This is a genomic window from Bradyrhizobium sp. ISRA430, assembly GCF_029909975.1.
Lineage (GTDB): Bacteria > Pseudomonadota > Alphaproteobacteria > Rhizobiales > Xanthobacteraceae > Bradyrhizobium.
Genome location: NZ_CP094516.1, coordinates 6082783 through 6095390 on the forward strand (window position 1 = coordinate 6082783; position 12608 = coordinate 6095390).

Here is a 12608-nt window from a genome sequence, read left to right on the forward strand (position 1 = left end):
TGGCTCGTCCTTTCGAGGTTCATGCCATGATGCTCAAGCCCGTCACTCCCGCCGAGATCCGCCGTGCGCTGCTGTTGCGCGAGGAGCTCGCGCTGCTCGATCTCAGGCACGAGGCGGCCTTCGCTACCGGCCATCCGCTGTTCGCCGCCAACATGGCCGTCGACCGTATCGCCATCGAGGCCGAGGTGAGGCTGCCGCGCAAAGACGCGCCCGTCGTGCTCTATGATGACGGCGACGGGCTGGTCGCGGCCGGCGCCGAGCGGCTTGCGGGCCTCGGTTACGCCAATGTTCGTGCGCTCGACGGCGGGCTGAAGGCCTGGCGCGCGGCGGGCTTTGAGGTATTCGCGGACGTCAATTCCTATTGCAAGGCCTTTGGCGAGCTGGTCGAAGCGCGCCGGCACACGCCCTCGCTCAGCGCCGACGAGGTCGCAAAGCTGATCGCCGACAAGGCTGACATCGCGATCCTCGACGTCCGCCGTTTCGACGAATACGCGACCATGAACATCCCGGGCTCGGTCAGCGTGCCCGGCGCGGAGCTGGTGCTGCGGGCCGGCAGCGCGGCGCCCGATCCAGGCACCACCATCATCGTCAATTGTGCAGGCCGCACGCGCTCGATCATCGGCGCCCAGTCGCTGATCAATGCTGGCGTGCCCAACAAGGTGCGGGCGCTGCGCAACGGCACGATCGGCTGGACGTTGGCGCGGCACACGCTGGACCACGGCTCGAACCGCCGCGGCGCCATCGGGCCGTTCGAAAGCGGCCCGGCCAACGCCCGCGATGTCGCCTATCGCGCCGGCGTTCGCCATATCGGCGCGAGCGAGGCGGCGGCGCTTTACGCGCAAACCGGTCGGACGCTCTATCGTTTCGACGTGCGCGATGCGGAGGAGTATGCGGTCGGCCACCTCCCGGGGTTCCGCCACTATCCCGGCGGCCAGCTTGTTCAGGAGACCGACATGGCGGCGCCGGTGCGCGGCGCGCGCATTGTTTTGACCGACGGCAAAGGCGTTCGCGCCGACATGACGGCGTCCTGGCTCGCGCAAATGGGCTGGGAGGTCTACGTGCTCGATGGCGGCTATGACGGCGCGCTCGAGGTCGGTCCGCCGCAGGTCGTGCCGAAGCCCGACCCGGCGCATCGCTACCGCCGCCCCTATGAGGGCACTGACGTCGCCGCGCGCGCGATGCAGGCCTATCTTGACTGGGAGTACGGCCTCGTCGAGCAGCTCCGTCGCGACGGCACGCACGGGTTTTACGTCATCTGAAGCGCCGGCCAGGCGGCCCGGCTGCAGCAGCGGGACCGTTCATCCTTCGAGGCTCGCCCTGCGGTGCTTTCGCACCACAGGCCTCGCATCTCGAGCGACAACGGCTTCGCCGTTGCGCGGCGATGACGGGGCGCCTGTGACATCTACCGTCGCGCCTTCTTGTTCCCATATCCAAACCCTATTGTGTTGCATCTCGTCCGCGGTCTATGAGCGCCGGACAAAGCCGATCGTCATGGAGATCCTATGTCAGCCCCAGATCAAAGCCCCGAGCGGAATGCGAAGGCGCTGCTGCTCGAAGGTGTCAATGACAGCGCCGTGGACCTGTTCAGGAGCGCAGGCTTCACCAATGTCGAGCGCCTGACCAAGGCGCTGGACGGCGAGACGCTGCGGCAGGCGCTGAAGGGCGTGTCGCTGCTTGGCATCCGCTCGCGCACGCAGATCACTGCGGAGGTGCTCGAGGCCGCCGATCAGCTTCTCGCGGTCGGCTGCTTCAGCGTCGGTACCAACCAGGTTGACCTTTTGGCGGCGCGCAAGCGCGGCATTCCGGTCTTCAACGCCCCGTTCTCCAATACGCGCAGCGTGGCGGAGCTCGTGATCGGCGAGATCGTAATGCTGTTGCGGCGGATTTTTCCGCGCTCGGTGTCGGCGCATGAGGGCGGCTGGGACAAGTCGGCGACCGGCAGCCGGGAGGTGCGCGGCCGCACCCTCGGAATCATCGGCTACGGCAACATCGGCTCGCAGCTCTCGACGCTGGCCGAAGCCATGGGCATGCGGGTGATCTTCTTCGACCGCACCGACAAGCTCCGCCACGGCAACACCGAGCCGGTCGAGAAACTCGAAGAGCTCCTGGCGCAGAGCGATATCGTCAGCCTGCACGTGCCGGAGACACCGGAGACCGCCGGCATGATCGGCGAGAAGGAACTGCGGGCGATGAAGCCGGGCTCGTTCCTGATCAACAACAGCCGCGGCACCGTCGTCGATCTCGATGCGCTCGCCCGTACCCTGCGCGACGGTCACATCGCCGGTGCCGCCATCGACGTGTTTCCGGTCGAGCCGTCGTCGAATGCCGATCGCTTCAAGAGCCCGATGCAGGGCCTCGGCAACGTCATCCTGACCCCACATATCGGTGGCTCGACCGAGGAGGCGCAGGAGCGCATCGGCGGCGAGGTCGCGCGCAAGCTCGTCGACTATTTCATCACCGGCTCGACCATGGGCGCGGTGAATTTCCCGGAGGTGCAGCTACATCTGCGGCCCTCAGGCGCGCGCTTCAGCCACGTCCATCGCAACGTGCCGGGCATGCTGCAGCGGCTGAACGAGGTCTTCCTCCAGCGCGATATCAACATCGCCGCGCAATATCTGGAGACCGCCGGCGACCTCGGCTACGTCGTGCTCGATGCCGATCTGGGCGGCCAGGATTCGTCCACGCTGCTCGACCAGATCCGCGCCCTCGAGGGCACCGTCGGCGCACGGCTGGTCTTCGAACATTAGACGGCGGGACGTCACGTTCCGGTTGCATCAAGCGGCCACGGCTCTCTACACTGGCTCATCCTCGGCGTGGTACAAATCGCGTCGAATTTGAGCTTCAGTCGCGTGGGTGCCGATGGAACGGGACGCCGTACTGATTGATCTCGCACTTCAAGGCGGCGGCTCGCACGGCGCGTTCGCCTGGGGCGTGCTCGACCGTCTCCTCGAAGAAAAATGGCTCACGATCGCCGCCATCTCCGGCACGTCCGCCGGCGCGATGAACGCGGCCGTGCTGGCGGACGGCTGGACGGCCGGCGGTGCCGACGGCGCGCGTGATGCGCTCGAACAGTACTGGCAGCGCGTGTCGCGCGCGGCGGCCCTCAGTCCGTTGCAGCGCTCGCCGCTCGACCGGCTGATGGGGCGCTGGACACTCGATACCTCGCCGGCCTACATCCTCACCGATTTGATGTCGCGCGTGCTCTCGCCCTACGATCTCAATCCGACCGGCTACAACCCGCTGCGCGCTGTGCTGGCCGAGAGCATCGATTTCGAGCGCCTCGCACGCTCGCCGATCAAGCTGTTCATCACGGCGACGAGGGTGCGGACCGGGCGCGGGCGCATCTTCCGCAACGCGGAGATCACGGCAGACGTGCTGTTGGCGTCGGCCTGCCTGCCGACCATGTTTCGCGCGATCGAGATCGACGGCGAGCCCTATTGGGACGGCGGCTTCGCCGGCAATCCGACGATCACGCCGCTGGTGCGCGAAAGCGATGCCTACGACACCATTTTGGTACAGATTAATCCGACCGAGCGGCCGGAGGAGCCACGGACGGCGGCGGAGATCCTCAACCGCCTGAACGAGATTTCCTTCAACTCGCCGCTGATGAAGGAGCTGCGCATGATCGCGCTGCTGCGCCAGGCCGCCGATCCCGGCAGCGGCGAAGGTGCGCGCTGGGCGAAGATGCGGATGCACCGGATCAAGAGCGACATGCTGGCGAAGTTCGGCGCATCATCCAAGCTCAATGCGGAGTGGGAATTCATCTCGATGCTCCGGGCCGAGGGGCGGCTGGCCGCGCAAGCGTTTCTGGACGAGCACGGCATGGACATCGGCCGGCGCTCGACTAGCGATCTCGATGCCCTACTGGCGGAGTGCTGAGGCATGGGTCTTCTTGGCCTTCTCGTCGGGCTCGGCCTGCTCGTGGTGTTCGCCTTTCGCGGCTGGAGCGTTCTCCTGCTCGCGCCTTTCGCCGCGCTCGTTGCCGCGCTGTTCGGCGGCGAGCCGCTGCTCGCGAACCTGACGCAGGTCTTCATGGCGAGCGCGGCCGGGTTCCTGGCGCAGTTCTTCCCGATCTTCCTGCTCGGCGCCGTCTTCGGCAAGCTGATGGACGACAGCGGCGCCGTCACATCCGTCGCCGGCTTCATGGCGGCGCGTCTCGGCGAGCGGCGCGTGATGCTGGCGGTCGTGCTAGCCGGTGCGCTGGTCACCTATGGCGGCGTCAGCCTGTTCGTCGCGTTCTTTGTTATCGTGCCGATGGCCCGGTCGCTGTTTCGTGCCGCCGCAATTCCGCGCCGGTTGATCCCGGCCGCGATCGTGCTGGGGACGTCGACCTTCACCATGTCTGCGTTGCCGGGCACGCCGTCGATCCAGAATGCCATCCCGATGCCGTTCTTCGGCACGACGCCCTTTGCCGCGCCGGGCCTCGGCATCCTCGCCTCCCTGGTCATGCTTGCGACGGGATTGTGGTGGCTGCATCGTGCCGAAGCTGCCGCGCGCCGCGCCGGTGAAGGCTATGGCGAGGACACGAAGGATGCGACCGAGCGGGCTGCCGCCGATGAGCTCGTGCGCGAACGCGCCACTACGGCGCGCGAGTTCGATCCGGCGGAGCTGCAGCACGGCCATCGCAGCGGTACGCCGTCGCCGGTCGCAAGCGCCATCCTGCCGCTGATCGTCGTCGTGGCCGTCAATCTCGCGATGTCGCTGGTGGTGCTGCCGCGGCTCGACGTCGACTATCTCGCCGAGCCGCGCTTCGGCAGCACGTCGCTGGCCGCCGTGGCGGGCGTGTGGTCGGTCGCGGTCGCGCTGGCTGCCGCCATCGTCGCGACCATCGTGCTGAACTGGTCCCGGCTACCGGCGCTGCGGCAGACCATGGACGCCGGCGCCAATGCGTCGGTCCTGCCGGCGCTGAGCGTCGCCAGCCTCGTCGGCTTCGGCGCGGTCGTCGCCTCACTACCGGCGTTTACGGCGGTACGCGACTGGGTGCTCGCAATCGAAGGCGGCCCGCTGGTGTCGCTGGCGGTGGCAACCAACATCCTGGCCGCGTTGACCGGCTCGGCATCGGGCGGCCTGACCATCGCGCTCGATGCGCTCGGCCAGAACTATGTCGAACTTGCCGCACGCACCGGGATCGATCTTTCGCTGATGCATCGCGTGGCGGTGATCGGTTCGGGGACGCTGGACATACTGCCGCACAACGGCGCCGTGGTCAGCCTGCTCGCGATCTGCGGCCTGACGCATAAGGACAGCTATTTCGACATCGTGATGGTGGGCATCGTGACATCGTTGCTGGCGCTGGTGGTTGTCATCACACTGGGCGGCGCGCTGGGGTCGTTCTAGCTTGGATGCGGATGTCAATGAATTGACGGGCTATTGAAGGTCGCATTGAATGCCGCCCTCCTGTCGGATCGAACGAGAAACAAATAAGGGTGGAAACGATGGCGCGAATGGATGCGAGACTGCGTGCGTTGCTCGCGGGCGGGATGATCACGCTAGGCACAAACGCCGCATTCGCGGCGACATTGTCGGAAGATGCCGACGCAGTCTGCAAGAGCCTCGCCGGCGAAGGCGATGCGGTGAAGATCGATGCCGCGACGTTGCAGGCGCCGTCGCAACTCGCCGTGGCCGAGCGCGGGCCGACGCCTTCGGGGCGCATCACGCCGGCCAATCCCGCCTTCTGCAAGGTGCTCGGCCATATCGAGCCGACCGATCCGAAGGCGCCGCCGATCAAGTTCCAGGTCAATCTGCCGGTCGAGTGGAACGGGCGCTCCGTGCAGTATGGTGGCGGCGGCTTCAACGGCGTGCTCATCACGGGCCTCGCGCTGCCGCCGGCCTATCCCTTCGACAAGCCTTCGCCACTCGCCCGCGGCTTCGTCACCTACGGCACCCGACTCCGGCCACGAATCCAAGCCCGGCGAGCCGCCGCAGCTCTTCGCGCTCAACGACGAAGCGTTCGAGAATTTCTCTCATCGCGCCTACAAGAAAGTGCGCGATACCGCCGTTGCGCTGATGGAGCGCGCCTATGGCAGGAAGCCCGAGAAGATGTACTTCATGGGCTCCTCCGAGGGAGGCCGCGAAGGCCTCACCATGGCGCAGCGCTATCCGGACGATTTCGACGGCATTTTCTCGCGCGTGCCCGTGATCAACTGGGTCGGCCTGCAGCACGCCGGCACACGCTCGGGCCTCGTGACCATGGGTGACGGCTGGATCAATCCGGCGCAGGTGAAGCTCGTGGGCGATGCGGTGCGGGCGGCCTGCGACAAGGCGGACGGCTCCGACGATGCGCTGGTACAGGATCCCGTGGCCTGCAAGGCAGCGTTCAAGGTCGAAACGCTGCGCTGTGCGAGCGGCCAGGCCGGCGACAAGTGCCTCACCGACGCACAAATCAAGGCAATCGACACGCTGCATGCGACCTACAAATTCCCGTTCGCACTCGCCAATGGTCTAGACGATTATCCCGGCTGGGGCGTTTCGGGAGAGGATACGCCGGCCGTCGGTCCGACCGGCGGCTGGGTCGCATGGTGGCTCGGCACGGCACCGCCCGCGCAGCCGCCTGCGCCCAACAACGGCATCGCCTGGATCTACGGCGCGGGCGGCATCCAATATGTGTTCGCGCGCAATCCCAAGCTGGACGTCACCACTTATAAGGTGGAGGAGCACAAGGCGCGGCTGCTCGAGGTCTCGGACCTCATGGATTCGACCAATCCCGATCTCAGTCGCTTCCGCGCTCGCGGCGGCCGGCTGATCATGCTCGAGCACATGGCCGACTATGCGCAGAGCCCGTATGCCGGTATCCGCTATTTCGAGAGCGTCGAGCGCAAGCTCGGCAAGTCCGAGACCGCGGAGTTCGCGCGGCTCTACACCGCGCCGGGCGTCGACCATGTCGGCTCCGGGGCGCCGGCCAATGTCGACATACTGAGCGTGCTGGTGGACTGGGTCGAGAAGGGCAAGGCGCCCGGCGATCTCGAGGTCACCGAGCAGAAGCTCGAGGCGCCGTCATTCGCGGTGCTACGCGCGCTGCCGTTGTGCCGCTGGCCGGCCTGGCCGCACTACAAGAGCGGCCCGGTGACGGAGGCATCGAGCTTCACCTGCGCACTCTAAAGGGTGCTCAACCGGGCGGTCGTGGCCGCGGGGCTTCACCCCGCCGCCATCTGCTGCGCGCCGCCGAGAAGCCGCGCATTGAGCCGGCCGCCGGAGAACAGCATGTCGTCGAGCGCCTCGTCGATGTCGGCGGAGATGATGGAGTTGCCACCATCGCGCGCAAGGCTCGCCTGCGCCAGCCGCCGCATCAACTCCTTGATGAAGGCACAACTCGTACCCTCACTGCGTCGGGCGGCCTCAACGACGACCGCGTCTTCGAGCGGCAGTCCCTTGCCATAGAGCTGGACCAGCTTGCTGCGGCCGCTCTCGTCGGGAAGCGGCACTTCGATGGCCTGATCAATACGGCCGGGGCGGCCAGCGAGCGCGCCTTCGAGATCTTCGGGCCGATTGGTGGTCAGAACGAACAGGATGTCCGCATCCTCCTTCAGCCCGTCCATCTCGTTGAGCAGCTTGTTCAGCAGGGACTCCTCGCAGGGGCCCATGTCGTCGCGGTCGCGGGCGATGAGATCGACATCCTCGATCACGACCATCGAGGGCTGAAGCAAACGTGCGAGGCTCATGTAAGCGCCCAGAAGGCCCATTTGCTCCGCGGTGATTATAAGCGTCGTATGCCCAGGCAAGTGTGTCGCGAGATAGCGGATCGTGTGGGTCTTGCCGGTGCCCGGCGGCCCGTACAACAAGATGCCCTTGCGCGTCGATTGTCCGAGCCGGCGCAGTTGGTCGCGGGTGCCGACGAAATTCAGCACGTTGCGATCGAGCAGCCGCAAGGTCTGCTCCGGCAGGATCACCTCGCTTCGTGCGACCGGCGGCAAGCGGTGCACGGTGATGCCGCGTGAGCGGCCGCGATAGTCGGAATCGGCGTCGAGCGAGAGGATCTTGCCGCGATAGGTGCGTGCGGCTTGCACGGCCTCTTCCAGTTCACCGAAGCATTGCTGGACGAGGGCTGCGCCTGCGGAGCCCGAGGGCACCGCGATCTCGATCCGGATGCCGCTCTCACGGCTATATTCGCGATGTACACAGAGCAACACGGCATAGCGGAGATCACCCTGCGCGCACAGCCAGAGCCCGTTGTCGAGGCATTTGACCGGACTCTTCTCGCCGATCTCAAGATCGAAATACTGGAGCGGGGCGAGCGCCTGCGCATGGCGCCCTTCGCGGAGAAGTCGTGAAATCGACAGAGTCTCGTAACGTTGATCCTCGTTGATGCCGTACAGCCGGATCGCGGTGCTGAACAGTCGATCGATGGCCGCCTGGACGTCTGCCCGCATGTGGCCGGGAAACTGGCGGACCGTTGTCACGAGCTTGCTGCGCGGAACGTTGGTGAAGTGCCAGTCCAGAACGTCGCAGGCATAGTCGAACTCTTCTTCCGGTTCGTCCGAGGTGCTGTCTGCTGCACGAATGCAGTCGCTGCACAGCCAGATCGTGCGGCTGCCGAGCCGAACATCTGTCTGTCCCTCTGGCTTGCCGCACAGCTCGCATGGCGTCTTGATCTCTTCGAGCGTGATCTTCAGGCTATGGCGTGCGAGGCAAACGTATTGCTGGGCGGATTTGAACAGCGCTTCGGCGACGGATTGCGGGTAGGGTCCGCAGGCGGCTTTTTCCTCTTGCTCAATCCTCGTCACCAGGGCGATCGCCTCACGCTCCGACTTGCCGAAAACCCGGCGGAGCAGCTCGATGACAAACTCATCCGGAGTGTCATCATCATTGTGGATTACGAGCTGGGCTGGTTCGCGTTCGCTGCGCATATCGCTCATCGCCAAAACAACTCCGTTGATACAACCTTTACTTGAATGGAACAAATAAGGAACATAAAGTGAGGAGGCCGTCAAGTGCGACGGCCGCGCAAACTTTCAATCAGGGATATGCGGAGGACCGAAGCCCCTAATGCGCAGGTCCGCCGGCCGCCTTCACGCGCCGCGTCAGCAGCACGGCGATCGCGGCCAGCACAAGCACCACGCCGATGACGGCAAAGGTGTCGGAATAGCCCATCACCAGCGCCTGGCGCTTGACGGTCTTGCCGAGCGCGATGATCGCCTGCTCGCGTGCCGCGTTGGGATCGGGCACGCCATGCGCGATGAAGTAGTTCGTCATCTGTGCGATGCGGGCGCGGACTTCCTCGCGGCCTAGCGTGACGGATTGGCCGATGATGTTGGAATGGAACTGCTCGCGTTTGGTGATGATGGTCGCAAGCGTCGCCGTGCCGATCGCGCCGCCGAGATTGCGGAACATGTTGCTGATGCCGGAGGCGGCCGCCGCATCCTGTGGTGCAATGCCGCCGGAGAGAACCGACGTCAGCGGCGTCAGCACCATGGCCTGTCCCACGGCGCGCACGATGTTCGGGATCCAGAGCTGGTCGCCGGCATAGTCCGGCGACATCGCGGTGTTCATGAAGCAGCTATAGGCGAAGATCAGAAGACCGGTGATCGCTATATAGCGCGTGTCGAAGCGCTGCATCAGCTTCGGGATCAGCGGGATCAGCACGAGCTGCGGCAGACCGGTCCAGGCCAACACGTTGCCGATCTGCTCGGCATTGTAGCCCTGCGCCTGGCCAAGATAGGCCGGCAGGATGTAGACCGAACCGAACAGCGCGAAGCCGACCATCGTCATGGCGACGGTGCCGAAGCCGAAATTGCGCTGCGTCAGCAACCGCAGCCGGATCAGCGGCTTCTCGATCGACAGCTCGATCGCGACGAACAGCGAGAGGCTGATGGCTGCGATCACCGCCAGCCTGACGATGAAGGGCGATGAGAACCAGTCGTCCTTGTTGCCTTCCTCGAGCACGGCCTGCAGCGCCGACAATCCGATCGCCATGGTGACGATGCCGGCCCAGTCGCCTTCCCTCAGAAGGCCGAGCTGCATCTTCTGCCGCTCCAGCGTCAGATAAAGCGCGGCCACCATGACGGCGGTCGGGATCACGTTGACGAAGAAGATGGTGCGCCAGCCATAGGTCTCGGTGAGATAGCCGCCGATGGTCGGGCCGATCGCCGGCGCGAAGGTGACGGACAGCGCGAAGATCGCAAGGCCAATGGGCTGCTGCGGCTTCGGCAGCTTGGTCAGGACCAGCGTGAACGCCATCGGGATCAGCACGCCGCCGGCAAAGCCCTGCAGGCCGCGCATCGCGATCATCGACGGCAGGTCGTGGGTGAAGGCACAGGCGACCGAGAAGACGGCGAACAGTGTCGCGCTTGCCAGCATGTAGCGGCGGAACGAGAACACGCGGCTCAAATAATCGGTCAGCGGGATCACGATGATCTCGCCGATCAGGTACGACGTCGAGATCCAGGAACCGTTGTCCGCGCCGGTGCCGATGCCGCCCTCGATGTTGAGCAGCGAGGCGTTGGTGATCTGGATGTTCAGGATCGCCATGAACGAGCCGATCATGGCGGCGAGCACGGCGATCCAGGTGGCCGCACTCGCGCGGTCGGGATCAACGGCGGCGCGATCAGGCGTCGCGGCCGGCGTTGCGGCTGTCGGCGTCGAGATTGAGAGGCTGTTTGACATGGCACGACCCTCCGGAAACGAGCTTGGCCTTGATCTTTGCCTTGGGCGCGGTCGCCGCATCCGCGGTCGGCGCGCTCGAACGTGTTGCGATGGTCGGGATCACGGACATGCCGGGCCGCAGCGCGATCGCGGGCACGGTGTTGGCATCCAGCGCGATCTTGACGGGAATGCGCTGCACCACCTTGGTGAAATTGCCGGTGGCGTTATCCGGCGGTAGCAGCGCGAATTCCTGGCCGCTGGCTGGCGCGATGGAATCGACGTGACCGTGCACGATCTGGCCCGGGAAGGTGTCCACCTCGATCTCGACCGTCTGTCCCGCACGCACGTGGGTGAGCTGGGTCTCCTTGAAGTTGGCGACCACATAGGCCCCCTCGGCCGGCACGATCGACATCAACTGCGTTCCCGCCTGCACATACTGTCCGACACGGAGCGTGCGGTTGCCGATTACGCCGTCGATCGGTGAGACGATCGTGGTGTAGCTGAGGTTGAGCTCGGCCTGCTGCTGGATCGCCGCGGCCCGCGCGGCTGCGGCCTTGGCCTGCACGATCTCGGCCTTCAAGAGATCGACCTGCTTGAGGGCGGAGGTGAGATTGGCATTGTCGCGCTGGATCGCGGCGTCCGCGCCGGCATCGCGCGCCTGCGCCTGCTGCGCATTCTGCAGGCTGCCATAGCCGGTCGCGGCGAGGTCGGTGTAGCGCTTGTTCTCCTGGCTTGCGAATGTCTTCGCAGCGGTGTCGACGTCGATCGTCGCCTTCGCTGCCGCGATCACCGCCTGCTGAACCTCGAGCTGGGCTTCCTTGCTCGTCACCGTGGCGTTCGCTGCGGCGACATCGGCCCTGGCCTGGTCGAGCGCGACCCTGAAGTCGCGGTCGTCGATCCGCGCCAGCACCTGGCCGGCCTTCACATGCTCGTTATCTCCCACCAGGACGCGGTCGAGATAGCCGCTGACCTTCGGCGCGATGGTGGTGTTGTCGGCCTTCACGTAGGCGTCATCGGTGGAGACGAGGAAGCGGCCGACGGTCCAATAGTCGTAGCCATACCAGCTCGCCCCCGCCAGCGCGAGAACCGCCACCCCTGCCAGCAACAGCTTGCGAAGGTTCAGCTTTTGACGAAAGGCGGAGGGGGCCGGAGCGGGCAGAACGCCCTCCAGCGCACCCGTCGGGACGACGGCGGATTCGGTCTTGGACGGGCTGGTGTGGACGGTCATGGCCGGCTCCCCTGAATTAGGAAACTTGACGGTTTCCAAAATAGGATTAGCTTTGGGACTGTCAATGGAATGACAGGCATCATGTAAAAACATGGCTCAGGAAAAATCTGTCAGGGAATGCCGCCCCCGCGGGCGGCCGCAACTGCGCAGCGACGAGGAGACGAAGCAGATCGTGTTCGACGCCGCACGTCACGCCTTCGCCGTCGACGGCTATGCCGCCACCAGCACCGAAGAGCTGGCGCGCCTCGCCGGCATTTCCACCAGGACGCTCTACCGGCTGTTTCCGGGCAAGGCCGCGCTGTTCGAGGCCATGTGCGCGGACCGGCTCGAGCGGCTGCTCGCCGACGTCCATCTCAAGGCGAACGAAGAGATCGATATCGAGACGGGCCTGCGCGCCGCGCTGCTCGCCTGCACCGATCTCGCGCTCGATCCGGAGGTGGTGGCGTTGCAGCGCATGGTGCTGCAGGAATCCGCCGCGTTCCCCGAGCTTGCCGCAAACTTCTACAAGAATGGCATTGCCCGCACCGTTAGGGCGCTCGCGCACTGGCTCCGCGTCCAGGTGAAGAAGCAGCGCATCGCGCTCGATGACGTCGACGAGGCCGCCGGCATGCTGATCGGCATGGTCGCATCGGCACCGCAGCGCGCGGCGATCTATGGCGGCATAGCCTTGCCCTCGCGCAAGCAGATCGAGCGGCGCGTGCATAGCTGCGCGACCCTTTTTCTGAATGGCTGTCGCGCCGCATCGCCATAGCGATGGCCCTTTGACAACCGCCCGCGGCTTGGTTAGATGTTTCGCATGCGA

The 12608-nt window shown here is 65.5% G+C and carries 8 protein-coding genes and 1 pseudogene; 6 read left to right on the forward strand and 3 right to left on the reverse strand.

Annotated features, from left to right (window positions below):
* Positions 1-26 precede the first annotated feature (26 nt).
* The 5 genes and pseudogenes from MTX21_RS28810 (at position 27) to MTX21_RS28830 (ending at position 7098) form a co-directional block, all read left to right on the forward strand.
* Entirely contained in the window at positions 27-1259 is a 1233-nt protein-coding gene (locus MTX21_RS28810; protein ID WP_280968014.1) for a rhodanese-like domain-containing protein, read from the forward strand.
* Between the two features lie 243 nt (positions 1260-1502).
* Complete coding sequence (gene serA / locus MTX21_RS28815) at positions 1503-2747, forward strand: phosphoglycerate dehydrogenase (protein WP_280968015.1); 1245 nt, start codon at positions 1503-1505, stop codon at positions 2745-2747.
* A 112-nt stretch (positions 2748-2859) separates the two neighbouring features.
* Positions 2860-3879: a patatin-like phospholipase family protein gene (locus MTX21_RS28820; protein WP_280968016.1), complete on the forward strand. Its 1020-nt coding sequence runs from the start codon at positions 2860-2862 to the stop codon at positions 3877-3879.
* A 3-nt stretch (positions 3880-3882) separates the two neighbouring features.
* The gene (locus MTX21_RS28825; RefSeq protein ID WP_280968017.1) at positions 3883-5337 is read left to right on the forward strand and encodes a GntP family permease; all 1455 of its coding nucleotides are present in this window, start codon (positions 3883-3885) and stop codon (positions 5335-5337) included.
* Positions 5338-5435: 98 nt separating this feature from the next.
* Positions 5436-7098, forward strand: a pseudogene (locus tag MTX21_RS28830) (tannase/feruloyl esterase family alpha/beta hydrolase).
* Positions 7099-7133: 35 nt separating this feature from the next.
* On the opposite strand, the gene MTX21_RS28835 reads toward MTX21_RS28830, so the two are convergent.
* The 3 genes from MTX21_RS28835 to MTX21_RS28845 form a co-directional block, all read right to left on the reverse strand.
* Positions 7134-8852 carry an ATP-dependent Clp protease adaptor ClpS gene (locus tag MTX21_RS28835; protein ID WP_280968018.1) on the reverse strand — a complete coding sequence of 573 codons (1719 nt, stop codon included), beginning with the start codon at positions 8850-8852 and terminating at the stop codon, positions 7134-7136.
* A 127-nt stretch (positions 8853-8979) separates the two neighbouring features.
* Complete coding sequence (locus MTX21_RS28840; RefSeq protein WP_280971318.1) at positions 8980-10599, reverse strand: MDR family MFS transporter; 1620 nt, start codon at positions 10597-10599, stop codon at positions 8980-8982.
* Positions 10541-11806 (reverse strand): HlyD family secretion protein, encoded by a 1266-nt coding sequence (locus MTX21_RS28845; protein ID WP_280968019.1) that lies wholly within the window; start codon positions 11804-11806, stop codon positions 10541-10543. The genes MTX21_RS28840 and MTX21_RS28845 overlap by 59 nt, the downstream gene beginning before the upstream one ends.
* A gap of 91 nt (positions 11807-11897) precedes the next feature.
* Between MTX21_RS28845 and MTX21_RS28850 the strand changes: the two genes are divergently transcribed.
* Positions 11898-12557, forward strand: a complete 660-nt coding sequence (locus MTX21_RS28850) for a TetR/AcrR family transcriptional regulator (RefSeq protein ID WP_280968020.1) — start codon at positions 11898-11900, stop codon at positions 12555-12557.
* Positions 12558-12608: the final 51 nt, after the last annotated feature.